The organism is Flavobacterium frigidum (assembly GCF_048286795.2).
The window spans coordinates 1-24,864 of the sequence record NZ_JBLVPT020000026.1 but is presented as its reverse complement, the minus strand read 5'-3'; the positions used below and the strand labels follow the sequence as shown (position 1 = coordinate 24,864).

Sequence of the window (24,864 nt, the reverse complement as noted above, 5' to 3'; positions counted from 1 at the left end):
ACTCGAAAAAACATCTATAAATGAACTACTTATGAAATCAGATTACAATAATGTCAATGAACATAATACTAACCAGCTGGTTTTCAACTTATTTTAATTGGACACTAGTGTACAAAACCATAAAACTATGAAAACAAACTTCAAACTGCTATTTGTGATGATACTACTCATACAAACAATGCAAGCACAAGAAACCGCCAAGGGAATTAAGGATCAAGGGGTTAAATCACATACACATCAACGTGGCTGTTGTCAATATAAAGTCATTTATCTTGGTGGAAGTTTTAATAATCCTAATGCAAACAGCAACCAACGACTTTATGGGAAAACAAGAGGAATAGCATTAGATTATTCACAAACAATCCTCCGCAAACCAGGATTTTCGATTGGGTTTAATATAGGCGGTCAATATTTTACTGGAAATAATGATCCATTTGAAAGTTCTTTGCCGCAACCTTATTTAATTAGTAATCAAATTTCGAGTACAGTCACATCGTCTGGCGATAGCAAAAATTCAGGCTATTTTATTGGAGTTGGACCACAATTTAATATTCATTTTGCCAATCATTTTGTATTTAGTCCTATTTTTCAACTTGGTTTTTTGGGTACAAAACAAAACGAATCCAAAGCGACACAAACCACCCTGATTAGCGGAGGTGCAGTGGCTGACTATAACAAGACTTATGTTTTAGTTTCGCAAAACGAAAGTAAAATTTCTGGAGTTGGTTTTATACCGAGAGCTAGACTTACTTACATGATTAGTAACACCATTGGAGTTTGGACCGAAGTAAATTATTTAATGGGACAGACTGCGAAAAAAAAACACTAATACCTTTGAGCCTAAAAGGGATTCAGATACTCAAACCGTTTTCAGCGTTGCACAAATGGATGCAGGCACATACACTACCACTTCAAGTGATGCAAAATACAGTGCTTTAGGACTTAATTTTGGAGTAATGTTTGGTTTTGGTGGCAAGTAATAATGATGTATAATACGGAAGAACAACCTTTGCTCGACGGAAGTTTTAACCGTGATGGCGTGAGCGAACCACTTACTTTTTTATAGGAAATAAAAGCGTGAAAGCTAAAAATTGAAATACAGCTTACAAATGACAAACCTAATTGATATACCAATACTAAATTTAAAAAACATGAAAAATCTAAAAAAAACTATGCTAACAGCAATTTTCGCATTGTGCTGTTATGCAAATGTAAATGCACAAACAGCTCCTGTACAACAAAATTCCAGAAACAAGAGTTCCGTAATTAAGGGAGCAGATACCTCCCCCGAGCCAGACGAGCAAGAACCAAAACAAGCTAAAAAGGGAGGTAAAAGTTCCGTAATAATACCGAACCCATCTCAAGTATCCGTAAATCATGTTAAAACTCCACCACCAGTACAAGACTGGAAAAGCAATCGTAATATCCATCAATATCCTGGTGGCGAACACGCTGTTACTGATGGCAAAAGCGGCACCATCCCTGTAGAAGACATAGTACAACCACAACAAACTGCCAAAGGAATTAAAGATCCTGCGGTAAAAGGTATGGGTCATATTATCATAAAAAAAAACTAAAAGCTGGTGGTAATCCCGGAGCTACGGCAAAAGAAAAGGCGGACAAGGAGTAATCACAAGCCTAAAACTGGGCAGAAAAAGAAAAGCTGATGGAACAATCAGAAAATGATAGTAACAAAAAATTTATTTTTTTATAAAAAAACAAACAAGGTACTCGAAAACTGATTAGAGTATGGAACTTAAAACATAAAAATTATGAAAACTAAAATTAGCATTATTGTATGTATTCTGTTTTTTGGAATAACAAATGCACAAAAATTGAGCAAAAACATCAGTATTCTAAAAAAATGGAACATTGTTAATCGTCAAGATTTTCCGCTTAAAACAGCTTTTAAAATAACTGAAAACGGCATAACAAAATCCGTTTATTTAGTGCTAAATAAAGAAGAGGTCTTACTTAAAGATGCGATAACCAAAACTACAATCGAAAGATATTTGTATAAATCAAAACAAGTTACAAGTTCAAATTGCCAAATTCAAGAACAAGACCAATGGGATGACTTCAGAAACAATGTTTATCCAGCAATTCTCGTCAATGTAAATAAAAAATGCAAGGCTCAGAGATATTGCTTACCAATTTTTTGCAATGGTATACCAACATCATCCTATATGATGCTGATAAAACCAACCGTAAAATGCCCGATTGAAGAGATTACTTATACTATTGCGGAATAGACAAAGTATATAAAGGTTTTCTCAATACTATATTTCTTTAACTCAAAACGGGTTCAATCAACGAACCTGTTTTTGCTAATATTAAAAAGAAACCATGAAAAAAACTCTCGTTCTATTCCTTTTGTTATTTGGAATAACCCAAATTCAGGCACAGAAAAAAAAGACCAGAGCAGTAAAAAAAATAATTATTTCAAGTATAAATGCAGCACCCCAAATAAGTCCTTTTGCAATGCTTTCTGCCAATAACTCCTTCCCAATTAATACTGTTTGTGTGAGCCCAGATGGAAAACAAATACTTTCGTCAGGCGATGACGGAACCATCCGCATTTGGGATATTGGGACAAGGAAAGAAATAAATAATTTTCCCGCAGAAAAAGTAAGTTCAGGTGTGGTTTATCCAGTAACTGGAGTTGCTTACAGGCCAGATGGAAAAACGTTTATCTCTGGTCAAAAAACATCATTACCAAAACTTTGGGACACTTCTCTTGGTAGAGTAATGAAAAGAGTAAGTCAAAAAACTGCAGGTATCTATTCTCTTGCATTTAGCCCCAACGGAAATTTAATAGCATTGGGCACTTATGGATCAATATCAATCTGTGATGCAAATTCAAGTAAAGAAATTTCAATACCAATATCAAGAACAAGTCCTATAATTTCTGTAGAATTTAGCCCTGATAATCAATCTCTTATTGCGGTTGCTGACAATCAAGAAATTTCACTTTGGGATACAAATAGCGGGAATAAAATTCGCAATTTTGACATTCATAATTATCAAAAAGACGTAGAATATGCTACTGATGCTTCGTTCACCCCTGATGGCAAGACATTAATTACTGGAGGATTTAACAAAGAACCTTATCAAGGAATTATTAAAATGTGGAACGCTAACGATGGTACACTTCTTCGTACTATTGTAGATGGTCAAAGTATAGATTGTTTAGCCATAAGCCACGATGGGCAAAAGTTGGCCACAGGAAATTTTGATCATACGGTTAAAATATGGGAAATAGCTACAGGGAAGCTTTTAAGAATACTCGTAGGACATAAAAACTATGTGAAGTCGGTTGCTTTTAGCCCAGACGGCCAAACCATTGTCGCTAGCAGTACTAATGGCGCTATAAATCTTTGGAAAACGAACTAAAGAAACAAGGTTAACCTTCAAGTTTTGATTTAATTATTAAGTGACAATGTATTTGTCACTTTTTTTGTTTCTTAAATTTTCATCAAGCATAAAAGTATTACCAAATCAAAGACTTAATTCAACCTTTTTGATACCTATTCCCAAAAACTAAATTGGTGAAAATTGATGTCAGACCTTTAAGAAAATTTATTCCTAAATTTGCCCTTGAGAAAAAGACCCTTACAATTCCTTCAACAACTCCATGTATCTTTGTAAAACAGAAAAATGACTGAAATAAATTCCGCATAAATGAAGAACCTCCAAGATATTCTTAAAAAAGAAAACTACAAAAAAGTGAAATTTAAGATTACTAAAACACAGCATCTTTTGATAAAAGCAAAAATCAATGGTGTGATAGGGAATTTCATTCTGGATACAGGAGCTTCAAATAGCTGCGTAGGATTTGAGAGTATTGATTTGTTTGCTTTTGAAGCTCAAAAATCTAAGACTAAGGCTGCAGGAATGTTTACACAATTGGCTTTAAAAAACCAATTACAACTGGGTTCTTGGAAAGATTCTAATTTTGAACTCGTTATTTTTGATTTGTCTCACGTTAATGAAGCTTTACTGCAACGCAAAGCAAAACCAGTTCATGGAATCATTGGCGCTAATATTTTTATGAAAGGAAAAGCGATTGTGGATTATTACAATCATTATTTGTATTTGATGACATAAAAAAAAGAGCGTATCAAAAACTAATACGCTCTAATTCTACTATTAATCCAAACAAATTTATTCTTTGATCAGTTTTTGGATAACTACTTTTCCGTCAATACTTGTTCGAACGATATAAACTCCTTTTGAAAGTTCATTAGTTTGAAGTATTGCAGTATTGTTTTTTGGATTTTTAACCAAAACTTCCTGACCTAAGATATTATATATACTCACATTTTCTATAGTACTATTGGCTTCGATCGTTAAAACATTCGAAACTGGATTTGGATACATCATAACTTTTGCCGTTTCAAAACTAGCCAAACTTAACGTGCTCGCTACCTTACTGAAATACACATTATCAATATAAACAGTTCCCGCTGGTGCTCCTGACAATACTAATTGAGCAATATGTGCTTTGGTAGTCAAGCCGGTAAACTCCGATAGAGGAATATCATAATGGTTCCATCCAGATAATGTAGGCGTACGCGTTACCTCAAACTCTACATCATCGCCTCCTTGATACACCCCATTTGCACCAAAATCTACTAATTTAACTCTAAAAGCAGTCAAATCTGGTGTCCACACATCAATATGAAAATACAACATTTGTGAAGCATCTAGCGACCCAGTTACATCTACACCAAAATAATTCAAATTTGTATATTTTTTAGTGTCATTTCCAGCGATTTGCATTTCAGTTAAAATACTTCCAGCTGACCAATCGGTTCTCCAAGTAGTAACCGGAATGTTTGAATAGGCATTACTGAACATAGAAATAACATTGGTTGGCGCAGTTGTAGGCGTTGGTGCTGCAACAGTAGGTTCTGTTGGTGTTACTACTACAGTTGATTTATAAAAGTAAAAATTGTCTAAATAAACCGTTGTTCCCGCAGGAGTAGAGGACAAACTCATTTGAAATACGTTACTAAAATTGATTCCAGGAAAGTTAGAAGCGTTCAATAGTACATCAAAACTATTCCAACCTGCTGCAATTGTTAAAGTCACTCCAGATTCAACTGGACCCGGATTTATTAAATTGATTTTAACAGAAGTTGCACTAGAAGACCATAAATCAACGTGCATTTTAGTCATATCGGAAAGGTCAAAAACCTCTGCGCCAGGCAATGTAATTCCTTGATAATTGAAATTACTTAATTTTCTTGTATTGTTGGTAGCAATGACTTCATCAGTTACATCCGTAGACTGACCCCAACACTTACACCAATCGCCTGCCTTGTACACTGCATAAGCATCGCTGTAAATAGATTTTACATCTGTTGCAACTCTAGCTGGAGGCGTTGGTGCGGCAACAGTAGGTGCAGTGGCAACAACTGGAGCCGCTATTTTTGCAGAAAAAGTGATATTATCTACATAACATACATGATTCGCCGATCTTGTTGTTCCTTCTGGAATAAAATCTGGAAATACAATAATTTGATCAATGCCTGTAGAAACACCTTCGCCTATTTTCCCTGCAAAATTGAACGTTAATTCTTCCCATTCGTTTATTTTAGTATTAGTAACTGAAATCTCTCCGGTAGAACCGCCATCAGGACGAGCAAACTTTATCCCTACTTTACTAATTACATCCTTGTACACCATTACTTTTATCGTACTATTAGTTTCATTTAAAGTAAAGGTTCCAATACCATTGGTGCCAGAAGCATGAGTTGTTTCGAAACCAGTATACCAAGCCCCTGCAACCAATGCCGTAAATTTTGCCGCTGTGTTAGAGGTATTGATTCCTGTTTTATTTGGATTTGGAGCTAATAAAGATGCGGTTGAAGCTCCCGATGGATTGTCAAAAGAAGTCAAAACCCAAGTTGATCCGTATTCTCCTGTTTCGAATGTAACAGGTGCATAAGGAGCAGCAACTGGTGGAGCCACTATCGCTACCTTGTTAAAATAGACATTATCGATGTAGATTGTTCCAGCAGAACCTGAAAATACGAATTGTGCAACATTCGATTTTGTTGTTAAACCTGTAAATTCTGATAGCGGAATTTCTAAACTATTCCATCCGCTTAAGGCTAAAGTACGTGTTATTTCAAACTCTTTATCATCACCACCTTGGTACGCACCATCAGCTCCAAAATCGACTATTTTCACTTTGAATGTTGTCACATTTGGCGTCCATACATCGATATGAAAGTTTAACATTGTTGAAGCATTAATTTTATTGGCTTCCGTAATTACTCCAAAATAACTTAAATCTGTATACTTTTTAGTATCATTTCCGGCAACTTGAATATCAGATAAAACATTTCCTGATTGTCCCCAATCTGCTCTCCAAGTATCTACTGTAACATTGGTATACGCATTACTAAATAACGAAATTACATTAGTCGCAGCAACTGTAGGAGTTGGCGCAGCAGCTGTTGGTATAGTTGCAGCTGGCTTTGCAGAAAATGTTACGTTATCAAAATAACTGATTGTTTCTGTAGTTCTTTCTTTAAAATCTAAAAAGAGTATGATTTGATCAATATTTATAGTTTCGAACAACCCTATTTTCCCAGAGAAATCAAAAGTCAATTCTTCCCATTCGTTAATTTTTGTATTGGGTACTTTAATTTCTGGTTGTGCACCACCGTTTGCTATTGCAAATTTGATAGCCACATCACTGATAACCGTTTTGTACACCATTATTTTTACAATACTGTTCGAAGCACTCAAGGTAAAAGTGCCTATTCCATTTGCACCCGAAGCATGGGTAGTTTCAAATCCTGCATAAGGCGCTGCGCCAGAGACTGTAGTTCCTGCTACAAATTTTCCAACCGTTGCAGAACTGTTGATTCCACCTGGAAATGGATTAGCTACTTTAGAGTATCCTGCTCCACTTCCATTTTGAAAAGTGGTAAAGGGCCAAGTAGAACCAAACTCACCTGTCTCTAAGGTAACTGGTGCGTTTTGTGAATATCCTATCGTAAAAAACAACAGGGAAATAATTAGAGTAATGTTCTTCATATTGTTGAGTTAAGAGTTATTCTCAAAGCTATGAATGTATTGTGTTGCGATTTGATAAGAAAAGTATCTAAAAACTATACAACAAAACAAAGAATTTTCAAGATCAAAACACACCTCAAATAGCAGTATAACTGACGCTTAGCTTACATTAATGCCGTTTAGAAGAACTTACACAAACCTTTACAATCCAATAATGTTGTGGTAATGTTATGGTAAATAAATTATTTTTTAGACTTATTTTGAAACAAAAAATAATTTTTTATTAAATTAAAAACCATAATCATAAATAAATTGCAAAAAAATAGCTATTTCTAAATCAGAAGTCGCAAAAAAAATCCCGTCTGAGTATTAAACTAGACGGGATTATACAGGAAAGCATATTTTGACAAAAGTCAACTTATAACTCTAACGCTTTTTTAGGATTGTTATCCATTAATAATTCTAAAGGATTTTCTAAGGCTTCTTTCACAGCAACCAAGAAACCAACAGACTCACGACCATCAATAATTCGGTGATCATAAGAAAGTGCAACATACATCATAGGATGAATTTCAACTTTTCCGTTTACAGCAATAGGACGCTCAATAATATTGTGCATTCCTAGTATTCCTGACTGAGGAGGATTGATAATAGGAGTACTCAACATACTTCCAAAAACACCACCGTTAGTAATGGTAAAAGTTCCTCCAGTCATGTCGTCAACTGTGATCTGACCGTCACGAGCTTTAAGTGCTAATCTTTTTATATCAGCTTCAACACCTCTAAAAGTCAAATTTTCAGCATTACGCACCACAGGAACCATTAGTCCTTTTGGTCCTGATACTGCAATTGAAATATCACAAAAATCGAAAGCAATCTTATGATCACCATCCATCATTGAGTTTACATCTGGGAATAATTGCAACGCTCTGGTTACTGCTTTTGTAAAGAACGACATGTATCCTAAGCCAATTCCGCCATGTTTTGCTTTAAACGCATCTTTATATTCATTACGAATCAAGTTGATTGGCGTCATGTTTACTTCATTGAAAGTAGTCAACATGGCTGTTTCATTTTTGGCAGCTACTAATCTCTCTGCTACTTTACGACGCAACATCGATAATTTTGTACGCTCTGTACCACGAGAACCACCAGTTGGAGTTCCCATAGAAGGCACTGCATTTACGGCATCATCTTTAGTGATTCTTCCCGCTTTACCTGTTCCTGTTATGGATGCTGGCGCTATATTTTTTTCGTCTAATATTTTTCTTGCTGCTGGAGATGGAGTTCCTGAAGCGTAAGTTGCTGTTGGAGCTGCTGCTACGGTAGCCGCTTTTGGTCCCAAAGTTTCGGGAGCTGCTTTAACTTCAGCTTTTGGTCCCGAAGTTTCGGGATCAACTGCTTCCGCCGGCGCATCACCTGAGGGTTTTACTCCGTCTGTATCAATATGGCAAACTACCGCTCCCACTGCTACAGCATCACCTTCTTCTGCTTTAAGAGTAATAATTCCGCTTGCTTCTGCTGGCAATTCTAATGTTGCTTTGTCTGAATCAACCTCTGCAATTGCTTGGTCTTTCTCTACATAATCTCCATCTTTTACTAACCACGTTGCAATTTCAACTTCTTTAATTGATTCCCCTGGTGATGGGACTTTCATTTCTAAAATCATGTTCTATTATTTTAAATTATGAATTTTAAGTTTTAAATTGTATTCAAACAACCTATATTTCTTATCAAAACTATTTTTTAGCCCTGATGGTAGCGGCATCCTTTTTCTAGCTCCTTTAGCTTGAAAAAGATATAGCGTACAGCAGGAAACAGCTCCTTATTATCTAAATAAATTTTTATCAAATACCATCTTTAATGCATCAGCATGACGGCGTTTTGCTCTTGTGTAACTTCCCGCGGCTGGTGCTGCATAAGCTTTTAAGGAGGCTAATCTCCATTTTACTAAATCGAAATTCATCAACATGAAACTGTAAGCACCCATATTCTTTGGCTCTTCTTGAGCCCAAACGTACTCATCTGCATTTGGATATTGCGCTATAATCGCTTTTAATTGTTCTACTGGCAAAGGGAATAATTGTTCAATTCTTACGACCGCTACATCATTTCTACCTAAATTTTCTCTTTCAGCTGTAATATCGTAATAGAATTTACCGGTACAAAAAACAACTGTTTTCACATCCTTTTTGTTTACTGTTGCATCATCTATCGTTTCTTGAAAACTTCCGTTTGCTAATTCCTCTACAGTAGACACACATCTTGGATCACGCAACAAACTCTTTGGTGTAAATACCACAAGTGGTTTACGAAAGGTGGTTTTCATTTGTCTTCGCAACAAGTGAAAAAAGTTGGCTGGCGTTGTACAATCGGCAACATACATATTATGTCTGGCGCAAAGTTGCAAATAACGTTCCATTCTGGCAGAGGAATGCTCTGCTCCTTGACCTTCATAACCGTGTGGCAATAATAAAACAATTCCGTTTTGATTGTTCCATTTGTCTTCACCACAAGAGATATATTGGTCGATCATAATTTGGGCGCCATTACTGAAATCCCCAAATTGTGCTTCCCAAATAGTCAGTGTATTTGGATTTGCTAACGCGTACCCATAATCAAATCCCAGTACACCATATTCAGATAAAAGAGAGTTATAAACATTAAACTTCCCTTTTTTATTTTCGACTGCATTCAATACGATAACTTCTTCTTCAGAATCTTCTACCTTCACAACAGCATGACGGTGAGAGAAAGTTCCGCGCTCTACATCCTGACCAGAAATTCGAACGTCAAAACCTTCGGTCAAAAGTGCACCGTAAGCTAAGGTCTCTGCAGTTCCCCAATCGATGGTATTGTTGTCGTATCCCGTTTTTCTATCAGTAACAATTTTACTGATCTTGTTGATAAATTTCTTATCTGACGGTAAAGTAGAGACCGTTTTTATAATAGAATCTAATGCTGCTTTGGGAAATGAAGTGTCATACTTTTGCAACATCTGGGCATCTGAAACCTGCTCAAAACCTTTCCATTCATTTTTCATAAACGGTGTAATGATAGTTAAATCCTTTTTACGAGATTCTTCTAAATTTACCTCTAAATTAGATTTGTATTCTTGCTCTAATCCTTTTACAAATGTGGCATCAATTACACCATCAGCAAGCAATTGCTCCATGTAGATATCTCTTGGATTCTTGTGCTTGGCAATAATCTTGTATAAAACGGGCTGTGTAAAACGAGGTTCATCGCCTTCGTTATGGCCGTATTTTCTGTATCCTAATAAATCGATAAAAACGTCACGACCAAACTCCATTCTAAAGTCTAGTGCAAACGACATCGCATGTACTACTGCCTCAGCGTCATCTGCATTTACATGCAATACCGGCGAAAGTGTCACTTTGGCCACGTCAGTACAATAGGTTGAGGAACGTGCATCTAGGTAATTAGTAGTAAAACCAACTTGATTGTTGATGACAATATGAATTGTACCTCCGGTTTTGTAACCGTCTAGTTGCGCCATTTGTACGATTTCATACAAAATTCCTTGACCTGCAATAGCTGCATCTCCGTGAACGGCGATTGGCAATACCTTTGAGAAATCGTTAGGGAAATATTTATCTTGTTTTGCTCTTGTGATTCCTTCAATTACAGCACCTACTGTTTCAAGATGCGAAGGATTTGGCGCTAAATTGATATTGATTTTTTTACCGGCACTAGTGACTTTATCAGCCGTAAGACCTAAGTGGTATTTTACATCTCCGTCAAAATATTCTTGGTCATAATCTTTACCGTCAAACTCACCAAAGATATCTTGAGTAGATTTTCCAAAGATATTGGCCAAAACGTTCAAACGACCACGATGTGCCATTCCCATTACAAATTGCTCTACTCCTTTTTCGGCAGCTTTTTCAATCAAAGCATCCAATGCTGGAATAATAGACTCTCCACCTTCAAGGGAGAACCGTTTTTGACCTACATATTTGGTGTGCAAAAAGTTCTCAAAGGAAACCGCTTGGTTTAATTTATTGAGAATTGATTTCTTTTCCTCTATCGAAAATTTAGGCTGATTGTCATTTACTCCTAATTTTTTCTGAATCCACTCAACCACTTCTGGTTTTCGAATGTACATGTACTCTACCCCGATGTGCTGACAGTAAATCGTATCTAAATGCGTTATTATTTCCTGAAGGGTACACGGTTGAATATTGATCACTTTAGCAGCATCAAAAACCGTATTTAAATCCGCAGTTGAAAGTCCAAAGTTTGAAATTTCAAGAGTAGGCGATGAAGTACGTCTTTCTCTTACAGGGTTTGTTTTGGTAAACAAGTGACCTCGTGAACGGTAGCCATCAATTAATTTCAAGACATTGAATTCTTTATGAATTTTATCCGAAATCAAACTAACATCCGTGTTAGTAGCTGCAAAATTTGCTATTTGCTCGACTGGGTTTTCCTCATTATAAGTTGTCATCCCAAAGTCGAAACCTTGAAAAAAACTCCTCCAACTTGGCTCAACGCTGTCTGGATTCTCTAAATATTGATCGTATAATTGTGCGAAAAATTCGGTGTGTGCTGCGTTTAAAAATGAAAACCTATCCATAATATTTAGTGAATATACCTTTTTTGTTAAAATAGTTTGGCAAAAGTACGATAATACAATAAATTTATAATTTATTTTAAGATACTTTTACGTTGAATATTGTTAAAAAACCCGAAACTTATGACTACAAATCGCATTTTGAATGATTTTAGCGCAATTTTGATGCTGCTTTCCATTATACTATCCGGTAGTGTTTTTGCACAGCAAAATGATAGCACACCGAAGATGGAAAATCAATTTTGGAAAAACGTACAGTTTGGTGGCGGGATCGGTTTGGGATTTGGGTCAGGCTTCACCGATATTTCTGTAGCGCCGAGTGCCATTTATAACTTCAATGAATACGTCGCTTTCGGGGCGGGATTGCAGTACAAATACCTAAAACAACGCGACTTTTTTGCGTCTCATTTGTATGGAGGAAGCATAATTGCACTTTTGAATCCCATAAATGAAATTCAACTCTCTGCTGAATTGGAGCAATTAAGAGTCAATGTCAGCGGGCATGGATCCAATACAAATTCACAAAATTATTGGAATACAGGATTATTTGTGGGAGCAGGTTACCGCTCTGGAAACGCCACTATTGGTGCGCGTTACAATGTACTAACGGACAAAAACAATATTTACGGCAGTGCTTTTATGCCTTTTATTCGTTTTTATTTTTAATCCTCCCCCCATGCCCCCTCCGAAGGAAGGGGAGACAAAATCGTGAAAAAAGAGAACTAATGATACTTATTCCTGAACCATACTTTTTGCCATTCTCTTTTTAAAATTAAAAAAGCAACTTGCTCCGCCAAAATTACCAAATCAGAACCGTCGAGTTTTTTTATTTCTTCTTCGGAAACATCGATAATATAAAGCAGGTTCAAATATTCAGCAAACTTGTATTGAATGAGGCGGTAGATTTTTTCATGCAATTGAATCTTTAATTCGGCAGCAGTAGTACTCATTGGGAAATCTACTGCTTCATTAGCCAAATTAAAATCCTTATTGAGCTGCTCGACTAACTTCAAATATAAATTTTCTGCTTCGACTTCACAAAGTAATAAGTCGGTATTTTTTGGAACTATAAACATATCTTTAAAATTTCAATGGCAATATGAATATCAATTTTCAATATTGTTGTTGTGGTGCAATTTATTTCTTGTTATTTTTTAAATATCAACTTTCAAAATCAACGTTGCTATTGATTATTGAAATTGCTATTAAAATTGAACTACACTTTCCTTCCCATTAAATTCTCTCCAAATGCCTTAAGCATAGCTTTTTTATCGTCACTGATATTCATTTGATCCAGCATTTGAAACGCTTTAAACGTAAAATCCTGAATCGCATCTTGCGTTGCTTTTGAAGCCCCAGAACTATTAAAAAGAGCTTTCACACGTTCTATTTTATCGGTGCTGTCTTCGGGTTGGATCGCGAATAAACGCTTTAATTCCTCCGCTTCTTCTTGGTTTGAAAAAGCAACTGCTTTAAGATATAAATAGGTTTTTTTATTTTCGATAATATCACCACCTACTTGTTTGCCAAAGGTTTCTGGATTTCCAAAAGCATCTAGAAAATCATCTTGCAATTGGAAAGCCAAACCTAAATTTAATCCAAAATCATAAATCAGATTTGCATTTTCAACAGAAGTTTCTGCAATAATAGCACCCATTTTCATAGCTGCTGCCACTAAAACTGCTGTTTTATACTGAATCATTTTTAAATATTCAGGAATGGTCACATCTGTACGATCTTCAAAATCAACATCCCACTGTTGCCCTTCGCACACTTCAAGAGCTGTTTTGCTGAACAACTTTGCGAGATCTCTAAAGATGAGCGGTTCATATTGTTCAAAATATTGATATGCTAAAATCAACATCGCATCACCAGAAAGAATTCCGGTGTTGATATTCCATTTTTCATGCACCGTTTCGTGTCCTCTTCGCAATGGCGCATCATCCATAATATCATCATGAACTAATGAAAAATTATGAAAAACCTCAACGGCCAATGCTGCAGGAAGTGCTTTTTTATAATCGGCATCAAAAACCTCAGCACTCATTAGCGTGAGCACTGGACGCATTTTTTTTCCGCCAAGATCCAAAATATAATGAATGGGCTCGTATAAATTTCTAGGCTCTTTAGTTTCATATTGCGATTGCAAATAATCCGAAAGAAACTCTTGATACTGCTGAATGGTATGCATTATTTTTTTGTTTAAGTTTAAAATTCATACCGTTTTGGGATGTCCTAACATTTGAATTCTATAGTCACAAAGAAACTCAAAAAACTTGAAACTTACTAAATTGTTAAAGTTACTCAAATGTTAAATAAATCAAAATACTTTGGAAACTTATTTGGTATTTAAAGTTTCCTTGTTACATTTGTACTCGAATTTAACGGTCCCAATTTCAACCTCAAATTTTATTACCTTTTATTACATCTGGTAAAGTTTAATCAAACCTCAAGAATTATGAAAACCAAATGGAACATTGACTCCAATCAATCTGATGTACAGATTAAAATGAGACACTCAATAATCGCTTATTTAGGTGGATCGATCAATTCATTTGGCGGCTATATTGATATTGAAAATAATGAAATTGAAGACGCATCGATTGAATTCTTTTTAGATGTAAATAAAAAAGATGCTAAACTGGCACAAAAAAATGATTATTTAAAAATGAATAATTTGTTCGATGTTCATGAATACCCAATGATCAGCTTTAAATCGACTTCGTTCCAAAAAATAAATAACAATATTAATTTTTTAAAGGGCAATTTAACAATCAAAAACATCACTAAAATGGTGGAACTTGATGCCGAGTTTATAGGAATCAATGCGTATAACGGTGCTAAAAAAGCAGGATTTGAAATCACTGGAAAAATAAACCGACAGGATTTTGGCCTCACGTATAACACCTTTACGCAAACTAGCGAACTGGCTCTTGGCCAAGACATTAAGTTAATTGCTAATCTAGAATTTACAATCTAACCTAAAATAAAAACCTACTGTTAAAAAATTACTAATAAAAGGAAACTTTTTTAGTGTCTAAAGTTTCCATTGTGTATTTGCATAGAATTTAAAAAGACTTGAGCAACTATTAGCTCTTAAAAAAACCACTATAATTGCACAATTAAAATGAAAGAGAAAATCATATCTAAAGCTAAGGAAATGTTTTTGAAACTCGGTTTCAAGAGCATCACTATGGATGATATTGCAGGCGAAATGTGTATTTCAAAAAAAACAATTTACAAGTATTTTGCTAATAAAGAGTTACTCATAGAAGAGAGTGTTCAAGTAATTCATAACGAGATAAATAACATAATCGACACAATTACTTCACAAGATTTTAATGCTATAGAAGAGAATTTTGAAATCAGACGGATGTTTGAAAACATGTTTAAGTCTACTGATACTTCACCAGTGTACCAACTCAAAAAACACTATCCGGAGGTGTATCAAAAAGTATTATCCGATCAAGTAGAAATGTGCGAATCCTGTTTTAGGAAAAATATTGAAAAAGGAATAGCCCAAGGTTTATACCGTGACAACCTAAATGTAGATGCATACGTCAAGTTTTATTACATGTTAATTTTTTCGATCAACGAAAATATTAGGTCAGAACGTGAAGCTTTTGCATTAGAAATGCATGCACTTGAATATCATACTCGAGCGATGGCTACTCCAAATGGGATTGCAGAACTAGAGAAAAATTTACTAAATCCAATTATATAAAAATGAAAAAATCAATCCTTATACTAATTCTAACATTTTCCGCTGGCGTCAATGCACAAGAACTAAAAAGCCTTACCTTAAAAGATGCCATTGTATACGCACTTGAGAATAAAGCCGATGCAAAAAAAGCAAGATTACAGATAGAAAAAGGAGAGTATGAAATTAAAGAAGTGCGTTCAAGAGCTTTGCCACAAATTGCTGCAAATGGAAGCTTGAACTACAATCCTATTTTACAAACTACCGTAATTGACGGAGCTGGATTCGGTCAACCTGGCACTACCATTCAAGCTGCATTTGGTCAAAAATGGAGCTCAACTGCAGGAGTTTCTCTTAATCAAGCCTTATACGACCAAGCTGTATTTGTAGGTTTAAAGGCAGCAAAATCAACTCGTGAGTTTTATCAAATAAACGCACAATTAACCGAGGAGCAAGTTATAGAGCGTGTGGCAAATGCCTATTACCAAGTTTACGTAACACGCCAAAACTTAACGGTACTGGACAACAACCTTAAAAACACTACAAAAGTTAAGGACATCATAAAAGGACAATACGATAACGGATTGGCTAAAAAAATTGACTTAGATAGGACTATGGTGCGTATATCAAACATAAATACGTTGCGCCAGCAAACCATAAATGCGGTTACACTGCAAGAAAATGCCTTGAAATTTTTTATGGGCTTGCCAGTAGATACTCGTATTTCTATTCCTGAAACGGAATTCGAAATAACTCCAAATGCGCTTTCATTGGCTCCAGATACTACAACCAGAACCGAATACTTATTGCTTAAAAAGAACGAGCAGTTACTGGAATACCAAAAAAAATCTATTGAAGCGAACTATTACCCAAGTTTATCACTTACTGGAGGATATAACTTCATTGGTCAAGGTCCTGAGATGCCTTGGTTCAAGAAACCATCTGATGGAGTTTACTGGTCTGATTTTGCATCAGTTGGACTAAATCTGCGCATTCCCATATTTACAGGATTTGGAACAAAAGCAAGAGTAAATCAAGCTGATAACAAACTTGCTTCTATAAAAGTAGACTTAGAGGAGACTAAACTAGCATTAGATTTACAATATACCAACGCTAGAACACAAATCGAGAATAGTATTGTATCGATCAACAATCAAAAAGAGAATGCAAAGCTAGCACAAGAAGTTTTAACCAATACCAACAACAATTATATTCAAGGTTTAGCTTCATTAACGGATCTACTTGAAGCAGAAAGCGAACTTGTGGTTGCTCAAAACAATTATACCACAGCGCTATTAGATTACAAACTAGCAGAAATACAAGTAATAAAAGCAAAAGGAGAACTAAAAACATTAACCAATAAATAATCAAAATGAAAAAAATTATCATAACCGTAGTTGTAATTGCTGCCTCACTAGGGATTATTGCTTTCATACTTACTAATAACAAAAATGAGAATGAAGCTAAAACAGCTATTGTTGCTGAGAAAAATGCGACGGTATCAGTACGAACTGATGTTGTAAAAACAGAAGAAGTTTCTCTTGACTTTGTTTCTAATGGAAATTTTGAACCTGTTCAAGAACTGAAATTCTCAGCTGAAAAATCTGGTAAAATAACAAAAATATTAGCCAAAGAAGGAGATTACGTGAGCGTAGGACAAACTCTTGCTATTGTGCGTAGTGATGTTGTAAATGTAAACGCGCAAAACGCAAATGCCATTTATCAAAATGCAGTGGCTGATTACAACCGATTTGAAAATGCCTTTAAAACCGGTGGTGTAACCAAACAACAACTAGACCAAGCAAAATTACAAATGGTAAATGCTAAATCACAATTAACACAAGCCAACATCAACGTGGGTGATACTAGAATCAAGGCACCAATAAGCGGATTCATCAATAAAAAACACATTGAGGTAGGTTCTATAATTACAGGAATGCCTGCGACACAGTTATTTGACATTGTAAACGTATCAAAGTTAAAATTGAAAGTTAACGTGAATGAAAGTCAAGTTGCAGGATTAAAAGTAGGTAGCACAACTAATGTAGTTGCAAGCGTATATCCAGATAAAACTTTTTCTGGTAAGATCACCTTTATTGCAGCAAAAGCGGATGAAACTTTGAACTTCCCTGTAGAAATAGAAATTACAAACAATGCTAGCAAAGATCTAAAAGCAGGAATGTACGGTACTGCTACTTTTGCGTCTAACCAACAAAAACAATCCTTGAAAATTGTTCCAAGAAATGCTTTTGTAGGCAGTGTAAGTAGCAACCAGATTTTTGTGATTGAAAATGGAACCGCCAAATTAAAAACAGTTACTTCTGGTAGAATTCTAGGCGATAAAGTAGAAATCTTAAACGGCCTTGAAGATGGAGAACAAGTAATTGTAACTGGTCAAATCAATTTGCAAGACGGAAGCAAAGTGGAAGTTATTAAATAAGTCTTAAAGTCGAAAGTCTTAAAGTCATCAAGAAACAGTTCAAAGCCTAAAGCACCTTAACAACATGAAATTAGCAGAAATATCCATAAAACGTCCTTCGTTAGTCATCGTATTGTTCACAATACTTACGCTAGGCGGACTGTTCAGCTACAGCCAATTAGGCTATGAGTTGATCCCAAAATTTGAAACCAACGTGATTTCGATTGCAACGGTTTATCCCGGAGCATCACCCAGTGAGGTCGAAAATACCGTTACCAAAAAGATTGAAGATGCGATTTCGTCCCTGGAAAACATCAAAAAAATTGATTCTAAATCTTTTGAAAGTTTATCCTCGGTTTCGATAACATTGACATCTAATGCTGATGTAAATATTTCGATGAATGATGCGCAGCGTAAAATAAACGCCATCATAAACGACTTACCAGATGACGCTCAGGCGCCTTCACTGAACAAGTTTTCGTTGAGCGATTTACCAATTATGACCATTGGTGCCAACGGAAAAATGGACGAAGTAGCTTTCTACGACTTAGTAGACAAGAAACTTGCGCCAGTACTTTCTCGTGTGCCAGGAGTAGCTCAAGTTAATAATACCGGCGGACAAGAGCGAGAAATTCAAGTGAATCTGGATGCCGTAAAAATGCAAGCCTATGGACTTTCTATTCCACAGGTACAACAGAATATTTTATCCTCAAATTTAGATTTCCCTACTGGAAACATCCAAACTCGGGAACAAAAAATATTAATTCGTTTAGCTGGAAAATATAAAAATGTTGAAGAGTTAAGAAACTTAATTGTTTCCTCAAGAGGTGGAATCCAAGTTCGTTTAGGCGATGTTGCAGATGTACAAGACACGCAAAAAATTACGGAGAAAGTGGCTCGTGTAAACCAGAAAAATGCCATTATTTTACAAATCATTAAGCAATCTGATGCCAACGCAGTTGCTGTAAGTGAAGAATTGGTAAAAACCATTGCGAAACTGGAAGGAGAATATAAAGCTGCCGACTTAAAACTAGAAATTGCCAAAGACAGTACCATTTTCACCCTTGAAGCAGCTGATGCTGTAGTGCACGATTTGCTTATTGCAGTGCTTTTAGTAGCCTTTGTCATGCTGTTTTTCTTGCATAGTATTCGAAACTCCTTGATTGTAATGGTCTCTATTCCTGCTTCGTTAATTGCCACTTTTATTGGGATTTACTTAATGGGTTATACCTTGAACTTAATGAGTTTGTTAGGATTGTCACTCGTTGTAGGTATTCTTGTGGATGATGCGATTGTGGTTCTAGAGAATATTTATAGGCACATGGAAATGGGCAAAAACAAAGTTCGAGCTGCCTATGATGGTACAGCCGAAATTGGTGGAACTGTAGTATCGATTACGCTTGTAATTGTGGTTGTGTTTTTACCAATTGCATTGAGTTCTGGTCTGGTTTCTAACATTATTACGCAATTTTGTGTCACGGTTATTATATCCACCTTATTATCATTAGTTGCTTCGTTTACTATTATTCCGTGGTTGTCATCCAGATACGGAAAATTAGAACACATCACTGGCAAAAACCTTTTTGGAAGAATCATTCTTGGTTTTGAAAGTTATTTAACCCGATTCATTAACTGGATCTCTGGCTTACTGACATGGTCTTTGGATCATTATAAAACAACACTTGCCATAGTTTTAGTTGTATTCTTCAGCTCAATTGCATTGGTACCAGCAGGATTTATTGGTGGTGAGTTCTTTGCAGCATCGGATAGTGGTGAATTTTTAGTTCAAATCGAAATGCCAAAAGATGCTTCGCTAGAACAAACCAACTTTATGACGCAAAAAGCAGAAGCCTTTTTAGACAAAGAAGATTTTGTTCACAGTCAATTTACTATTGTGGGTCAAACTAGTGGTGGTATGGGAGCTTCACAATCAACTGCTTACAAATCAGAGATTAACGTGAAGATGGTTGAATTAGACCAGCGCGATGAACCTGCCAATGTTTACGCTGCAAAAACCAAACGTAAATTAGAAAAAATACTAGTGGGTGCCAAAGTAAAAACGGTTCCCGTAGGTATTTTAGGAACAGCAGAAGATGCTACTTTAGGACTTATTGTAACAGGTCCAGATGTAGAAAGTGCTATGAAATTTGCTATTGCTGCCGAAAAAGAATTGCGCACTATTCCAGGTGCAACAGAGATTGAATTATCGGTAGAGGACGGAAATCCTGAAGTAAGCGTAAAAGTAGACAGAGATAAAATGGCTGCACTTGGTTTGAGTTTACAAACCGTTGGTATGACTATGCAAACCGCTTTTAGTGGAAACACAGACGGGCGTTTTAGAGCTGGAGAATACGAATACGACATCAATATTAAGTATAATGCTTTCGATAGAAAAAGTATTGCTGATGTAAGCAACTTGATTTTCATCAATGATATGGGTCAACAAATCGAGTTAAATCAATTTGCAACGGTAACTGAAGGTTCTGGTCCCAGCCAATTAGAGCGTAGAGACAAAACAGCGTCTGTAACTGTTAAAGGTCAAAATGTTGGTATCTCTTCTGGAACAATTGTATCAAAGTGGGAAGAGAAAATTGACAAATTGGAGAAACCAGTTGGTGTAGACTATATTTGGGGGGGACAAAAAGAAAATGAAACAGAAGGTTTTGGAACCTTAGGAATTGCTTTATTGGCCGCTATTATCCTGGTTTACCTAGTAATGGTTTCGTTATATGATAGTTTTGCACACCCGTTTGTGGTATTGTTTGCTATTCCGCTTTCGTTTATTGGAGCATTATTAGCCTTGGCTTTGACCAATAATACGTTGAATATTTTTACCATTCTTGGGGTGATTATGTTAATTGGTTTGGTTTGTAAAAATGCGATTATGCTTGTGGATTATACCAATCAGCGAAGAGCTGCGGGCGAGAGCATCAGAACGGCATTAATTCAAGCGAATCACGCACGTCTTCGTCCAATTTTGATGACAACCATTGCGATGGTATTTGGTATGTTCCCAATTGCATTAGCATCTGGTGCTGGTGCCGAATGGAAAAACGGACTGGCTTGGGTAATTATTGGTGGATTAATTAGTTCATTATTCCTAACCTTGATTATTGTTCCGGTGATTTATGAAATCATGGAGAAATTAATTGCTAAATTCTCTAAAGGTCAAAAAGTAAATTATGAAGCTGAAATGATTGCTGATTACGAACACCGAGAATTAAATGAGGACGGAGTTACTCCAAAACACTAACACCTTCCCACATCATAAAAAAACGACCTGCTCTTGATAGATGCAGGTCGTTTTTTTTTGTAATAATTAAGTACCAATTAAATGGCTTATAGCTTTTTAATCACATACGTCACAATACCCCAAATGATGAATTCGTTTTCCTCGGTGACTTTTATGGGTGGATAATTTGGGTTTTCTGGCATGAGATACAAACAATCTTTTTCAACCTTCATTCGCTTTACGGTAAACTCTCCATCAATAAAACAAATGGCAATTTTGTTGTTTTGTGGCTCTAAGCTTCGGTCAACAACAAGAACATCCTTGTCATCAATACCGGCATCAATCATAGAGTTTCCTTTGACCTTAATATAAAAAGTAGCCAGCGGGTTTTCACTCAATTGTTTGTTCAAATCAATACTCATTTCCATAAAATCAGCGGCTGGCGATGGAAATCCTGCTGAAACTCCTTCGTTTATAAAAGGAATGCGCAATTCACTTTCAAAATCAGGAAAGTAAAAAGTAAGTTTGGATGTTTTATTTACTGGCATTTTATTTCAAGTATATCTTTAAAACTGGTGGTGTATCTAGGTGACAAATGGTTTTGTTTCATATTCCAGGTCAAACTTAAATTTTGTGAGGCTAGTTTTATTTTCTTGTCTCCTATTTTAGCATTCAACCCATCAATTACTTTCATTAGTTGTAAATGTTTGGGGTTTTCTTCCTCAAAAAGATCAAACTGTTTTTTATTTTCATCAATAAGTTCTGTAACAATTACACCTGCTTTTTTAAATTTTAAATGCTCGTTTCCCGCATGAAGTTTTTTAAGTAAGGCTATCGCAGCATTGGCAATGGTCAATGTAGAATTAGAACCATAAGGTAATGTTACGGCGCAATTAAAATAATATTTAGATGTTTGTATGCTGTGTTTGTCTACAACTAGCATGACTATTATGGTGTGGCAACATGATTTTTGCTTGCGTAATTTCTCCGCACATTGCGCTGCAAAAGTAGCTACACGCTCTCGTAATAAATCAAACTCCGCAATTTGTTTAGGGAAACTTCTGGTAGTAGCAATGCTCTTTTTTTGGGTAGCAATAGGCTCTAGGTCTAATACTGATTTGCCTTCTAGTTCATACTTTAAACGCATTCCTAGTACACCCATTTCTTTCTTTATCCAAGCCTCATGTTGTGGCGCCGTAAAATCTAGAGCGGTTGCTATATTTCTAGCTTTCATTTTCTTATTCAGTCGATGTCCTATTCCCCATACATCTTCAATCTTAGTCCATTTAAGCGCTTTTACTCGTTTTTCATCACTGTCTATAACATAAACACCTTGCGTTCTATCTTGAAATTTTTTAGCAATTTTATTGGCTACTTTTGATAATGCTTTGGTTTCGGCAAAGCCAATACAAACCGGAATACCTACCCATTTGTGTACTCGGTTCTTCATTTGTATCCCATACTGGTGATAGTCCTCAATTGACAATCCGTCAAAGTTTAAAAAAGCTTCATCAATACTATAAATCTCTAAATTTGGCGTAAACTGCTCTAAAATCTTCATTACTCGGTTACTCAAATCACCATACAGGGCATAATTTGACGAAAATAATTGCACATCATGCTGTTTTACAATTTCTTTTATTTGAAAAGCGGGCGCTCCCATTGCTATTCCTACCGCCTTCGCTTCATTACTACGTGAAATAACACAACCATCATTATTAGACAAGATTGCAACTGGTCTCCCGTTGAATTTCGGCTGAAAAACACGTTCGCATGAGGCATAAAAATTATTACAATCGACTAAAGCATACATCCTGCAAAATTACTCAATATCCCTCGATGCGACTTCGTAACAGAAGTTAATTTTAAACACTGTTAATAAGTAGTTTTATGTAAAACGATTTTCCAAAAAGAACTTTTTATTCTTGTATTAGAAGTATTTCTAATTCAGAATCAAAAGAACAAGCAGCGAATAAAAAAGCGAAAGCCTTAAATTAATCTTAATAGTATCCTTTTAGTAAAATTTTTTTATGTTTTTATTAAATTACAAATTATTGATTTTAAACACTTTAAAAACAAAAAGCCGATCAAAGCTATAAAACCAAGAAACCATCTTTCACATTTCTGGCATGCTACTTGAATATACCTAATCAAATAAGTAAAAAGCGAAAGCCGAAAAGCTCAAGAGTAGGCAAAATTCAAAATTGAAGTATCATGAAAAAAATTACCTTTTTAGTTGCTAGTATTTTCATATTTGGAGGTACTGTAGCAAGCGCAACAGAAAAAATCGATTTTTCTGTACAGAGAAAATCTCTAGTAGATTTTAGAAATGATGATCCGATTGTGTTCACAGAACGAGGAATTGAATTTTATGTGTTTCCTGACGGGCAACTAGATTTTAATACACGTCCTACAACCAATGGCGACATGTATTACAGATCAAAAGGCAAAAACGGTGTCAACAAAACGTATGGTGCACCAGGAAATAGCAGAAAAGGCAATTATGGCGTAAAAGTAGAACATGATAACCTAGGCAGAGTAAGACAAGTGGGAAATGTGTTCATTAACTACGATGCTAACGATCGAGTAAAACGAATAGGATCTGTATACATGACTTACAACCGATATGCCTTACAGCGAGTAGGTGGTTTAGAAATCATTTACAACCGTCGTGGTCAAATTGTTGATATTGTTGGATCTGTTAAAGGAGGTGGCCGTTATGCCTACAACCAAGACAACGATTATGGTTATGATCACAATACGAATGATGATCGTGATGATGATAATGATGATGACCATTATTATTACAGAACAAATGGTACAAAAGCTAAAATTGAGGATACAAAAGTATCCGGGAATGTAGCCGTCAGAATAGACAGAAAATAATTGATTAGTTTTAAGTGGTTTGTTTTTTTAATTCCCGCTGGTATTCGTATCAGCGGGTTTTTTACGTGAAAAACCATCCTGCAAGGGAGTACATTTAAGAGATAGAAAAAACCTAAAAGCTTAGTATTACAAGAGAAAGTAACAACCCTAAGCCAAAGCCTTCTAAAGTAGATGATGTGCGAATGAATGATTTACAGAATGCTCTGAATGAAATTAAAAGCTAGGAGCACGTTACAAGATCAAGCTCATTAGTATCAAAATTTATATACCTTTTGGGACTAATCCAATTCAGGCAGTATTCTATATAGCGTAAAAATTGGCAATTTATCTTTTAATCAAACCGTATCCAATGGTTTTATATTTTCAATTTATCAACCACCAAAAAAGGCTATCCAAGTTTATGGATAGCCTTTTTAGTTTTTTGTTGTTTTGATAAAGTTTATTGCATAGAAACAACAATAAACTCACTTCTTCTATTAGCTTGATGTTGTGCCTCCGTGCAGTTTGATTTGTTCGTTGGTTCACATCCACAATCGTTTACGAGCTGTGATTCTCCGTAACCTTTGGCCGTTAATCTATTTGCGGCTATTCCATTTTTCATCAACCATGCCTTGGTTGCTTTAGCTCTTCTGTCAGATAATGCTTGGTTATAGGCAACCGTTTGTCTACAATCTGTATGTGATCTAATGTCGATAATCATCTTTGGGTATTCTTGCATGACTGCTAGTACTTTTTCTAGCTCAAAAGCCGCATCTTTTCGAATGAATGACTTGTCTAAATCAAAATACAAAATCGGAATATCTAAAGTCTTAGCTAAATCTGTTCCTACATCAATTGCTTTTTTTCTTGGCTCTAAGGCCAATGGACCTTGTGTTACTCCAGATGCTTTTGCTATTACAATCTTATTCTCTTTGGTTTCATATTCTGGTTTTTCTCCGCGTAAATAATACGTTTTTCCACATTCAACCTCAAAGGTATAGGCTCCTGATAATGGAGTC

At 35.7% G+C, this 24,864-nt stretch carries 20 protein-coding genes; 12 read left to right on the top strand and 8 right to left on the bottom strand.

The features are described from left to right. Nucleotides 1-127 precede the first annotated feature (127 nt). The 5 genes from ACNQGB_RS15670 to ACNQGB_RS15650 all read left to right on the top strand — a co-directional run bounded on the left by ACNQGB_RS15670 (nucleotide 128) and on the right by ACNQGB_RS15650 (nucleotide 4,107). Nucleotides 128-829: a hypothetical protein gene (locus ACNQGB_RS15670; protein ID WP_417946418.1), complete on the top strand. Its 702-nt coding sequence runs from the start codon at nucleotides 128-130 to the stop codon at nucleotides 827-829. Nucleotides 830-1,151: 322 nt separating this feature from the next. Further along, nucleotides 1,152-1,577 carry a hypothetical protein gene (locus ACNQGB_RS15665; protein ID WP_417946417.1) on the top strand — a complete coding sequence of 142 codons (426 nt, stop codon included), beginning with the start codon at nucleotides 1,152-1,154 and terminating at the stop codon, nucleotides 1,575-1,577. A 195-nt stretch (nucleotides 1,578-1,772) separates the two neighbouring features. After that, complete coding sequence (locus ACNQGB_RS15660; protein WP_417946415.1) at nucleotides 1,773-2,252, top strand: hypothetical protein; 480 nt, start codon at nucleotides 1,773-1,775, stop codon at nucleotides 2,250-2,252. A 94-nt stretch (nucleotides 2,253-2,346) separates the two neighbouring features. Next, entirely contained in the window at nucleotides 2,347-3,393 is a 1,047-nt protein-coding gene (locus ACNQGB_RS15655; RefSeq protein ID WP_417946413.1) for a WD40 repeat domain-containing protein, read from the top strand. 288 nt (nucleotides 3,394-3,681) lie between these two features. Further along, nucleotides 3,682-4,107, top strand: coding sequence for a retropepsin-like aspartic protease (locus tag ACNQGB_RS15650; protein ID WP_417946411.1), 426 nt, complete (start codon nucleotides 3,682-3,684; stop codon nucleotides 4,105-4,107). A gap of 57 nt (nucleotides 4,108-4,164) precedes the next feature. Here ACNQGB_RS15650 and ACNQGB_RS15645 read toward each other — a convergent pair whose 3' ends face one another. From ACNQGB_RS15645 to ACNQGB_RS15635, 3 genes are all read right to left on the bottom strand, one after another. Next, nucleotides 4,165-7,053: a T9SS type A sorting domain-containing protein gene (locus ACNQGB_RS15645; RefSeq protein WP_417946409.1), complete on the bottom strand. Its 2,889-nt coding sequence runs from the start codon at nucleotides 7,051-7,053 to the stop codon at nucleotides 4,165-4,167. Between the two features lie 397 nt (nucleotides 7,054-7,450). Next, nucleotides 7,451-8,701, bottom strand: a complete 1,251-nt coding sequence (gene odhB, locus ACNQGB_RS15640; RefSeq protein ID WP_417946407.1) for a 2-oxoglutarate dehydrogenase complex dihydrolipoyllysine-residue succinyltransferase — start codon at nucleotides 8,699-8,701, stop codon at nucleotides 7,451-7,453. 159 nt (nucleotides 8,702-8,860) lie between these two features. Then, complete coding sequence (locus ACNQGB_RS15635; RefSeq protein ID WP_417946405.1) at nucleotides 8,861-11,632, bottom strand: 2-oxoglutarate dehydrogenase E1 component; 2,772 nt, start codon at nucleotides 11,630-11,632, stop codon at nucleotides 8,861-8,863. Between the two features lie 120 nt (nucleotides 11,633-11,752). Here ACNQGB_RS15635 and ACNQGB_RS15630 point away from each other — a divergent pair, with 120 nt between their 5' ends. After that, a complete protein-coding gene (locus ACNQGB_RS15630; RefSeq protein ID WP_417946403.1) occupies nucleotides 11,753-12,295 on the top strand; it encodes a hypothetical protein in 543 nt (180 codons plus the stop codon). Nucleotides 12,296-12,351: 56 nt separating this feature from the next. Here the strand turns inward: ACNQGB_RS15630 and ACNQGB_RS15625 are convergent, their stop codons facing one another. After that, nucleotides 12,352-12,705, bottom strand: coding sequence for a hypothetical protein (locus ACNQGB_RS15625; protein ID WP_417946401.1), 354 nt, complete (start codon nucleotides 12,703-12,705; stop codon nucleotides 12,352-12,354). Between the two features lie 140 nt (nucleotides 12,706-12,845). Next, nucleotides 12,846-13,820, bottom strand: a complete 975-nt coding sequence (locus tag ACNQGB_RS15620; protein ID WP_417946399.1) for a polyprenyl synthetase family protein — start codon at nucleotides 13,818-13,820, stop codon at nucleotides 12,846-12,848. Nucleotides 13,821-14,087: 267 nt separating this feature from the next. Here ACNQGB_RS15620 and ACNQGB_RS15615 point away from each other — a divergent pair, with 267 nt between their 5' ends. From ACNQGB_RS15615 to ACNQGB_RS15595, 5 genes are all read left to right on the top strand, one after another. Beyond that, nucleotides 14,088-14,609, top strand: a complete 522-nt coding sequence (locus ACNQGB_RS15615; protein WP_417946397.1) for a YceI family protein — start codon at nucleotides 14,088-14,090, stop codon at nucleotides 14,607-14,609. 147 nt (nucleotides 14,610-14,756) lie between these two features. Further along, a complete protein-coding gene (locus ACNQGB_RS15610; protein ID WP_417946395.1) occupies nucleotides 14,757-15,353 on the top strand; it encodes a TetR/AcrR family transcriptional regulator in 597 nt (198 codons plus the stop codon). A 2-nt stretch (nucleotides 15,354-15,355) separates the two neighbouring features. Continuing rightward, the gene (locus ACNQGB_RS15605) at nucleotides 15,356-16,696 is read left to right on the top strand and encodes a TolC family protein (protein ID WP_417946393.1); all 1,341 of its coding nucleotides are present in this window, start codon (nucleotides 15,356-15,358) and stop codon (nucleotides 16,694-16,696) included. A 5-nt stretch (nucleotides 16,697-16,701) separates the two neighbouring features. Then, nucleotides 16,702-17,769 (top strand): efflux RND transporter periplasmic adaptor subunit, encoded by a 1,068-nt coding sequence (locus ACNQGB_RS15600; RefSeq protein ID WP_417946392.1) that lies wholly within the window; start codon nucleotides 16,702-16,704, stop codon nucleotides 17,767-17,769. Nucleotides 17,770-17,833: 64 nt separating this feature from the next. Then, nucleotides 17,834-21,001, top strand: coding sequence for an efflux RND transporter permease subunit (locus ACNQGB_RS15595; RefSeq protein ID WP_417946390.1), 3,168 nt, complete (start codon nucleotides 17,834-17,836; stop codon nucleotides 20,999-21,001). Nucleotides 21,002-21,087: 86 nt separating this feature from the next. Here ACNQGB_RS15595 and ACNQGB_RS15590 read toward each other — a convergent pair whose 3' ends face one another. Together ACNQGB_RS15590 and ACNQGB_RS15585 are read right to left on the bottom strand one after the other, a co-directional pair. Continuing rightward, nucleotides 21,088-21,528, bottom strand: coding sequence for a LexA family protein (locus ACNQGB_RS15590; RefSeq protein WP_417946389.1), 441 nt, complete (start codon nucleotides 21,526-21,528; stop codon nucleotides 21,088-21,090). Further along, nucleotides 21,519-22,793: a Y-family DNA polymerase gene (locus tag ACNQGB_RS15585; protein WP_417946387.1), complete on the bottom strand. Its 1,275-nt coding sequence runs from the start codon at nucleotides 22,791-22,793 to the stop codon at nucleotides 21,519-21,521. Before ACNQGB_RS15585 ends, ACNQGB_RS15590 begins: the two co-directional genes overlap by 10 nt. 401 nt (nucleotides 22,794-23,194) lie before the next feature. Here ACNQGB_RS15585 and ACNQGB_RS15580 point away from each other — a divergent pair, with 401 nt between their 5' ends. Continuing rightward, nucleotides 23,195-23,866, top strand: coding sequence for a hypothetical protein (locus ACNQGB_RS15580; RefSeq protein ID WP_417946386.1), 672 nt, complete (start codon nucleotides 23,195-23,197; stop codon nucleotides 23,864-23,866). 439 nt (nucleotides 23,867-24,305) lie between these two features. Here the strand turns inward: ACNQGB_RS15580 and ACNQGB_RS15575 are convergent. Beyond that, nucleotides 24,306-24,864: OmpA family protein (locus tag ACNQGB_RS15575; protein ID WP_472777138.1), on the bottom strand; the 559-nt coding region annotated here is incomplete at its 5' end.